General features: G+C 48.8%; 1 protein-coding gene. It reads left to right on the top strand.

Annotation, left to right across the window (positions count from 1 at the left end; all coding sequences use genetic code 11):
- Positions 1-300: hypothetical protein (locus ACYVRA_RS09280; RefSeq protein ID WP_461252414.1), on the top strand; the 300-nt coding region annotated here is incomplete at its 5' end.
- Between the last annotated feature and the right edge of the window lie 132 nt (positions 301-432).

Here is a 432-nt window from a genome sequence, read left to right as displayed (position 1 = left end):
AGGCTCAGCGCGGCCGGCGGGGAGGGGAAGAGAGGGCTGGGTTGGATAGACGGCGCTACAGGGTGGGAAGGAAATAACTTAGTCGATCCGTTAGGCAAGTTTGACTTGATGCTGGGTTACGACATCGGCAACGGTTTTGCGATGGGTCTCGGTTTTTACACCGCGTATCAATGCGTACGTGAGAACGGCGATATACGGAACCAGACCGCGATTTACAAGGGTACGGCCGGTATCAACTACAACATTGAGCAAGGCCTTGACCCTGTCTCTTATACACATCTGTGCAGGGTAAGATCATAGTGCAAGTTGATAAGAACATCGACTTCGACGTTCTTTTCAAAATCATGAACACTTGCGGCAAGTCCGGTTACAACAACATGAACTTTGCCGTCATGGAAAGGGATGAATAATCATGAAATACAAAGTGCTTAT

The organism is Treponema sp. R8-4-B8 (assembly GCF_054786175.1).
The sequence above is the reverse complement of the archived record's forward strand: the minus strand, read 5'-3'. Positions and strand labels throughout refer to the sequence as shown.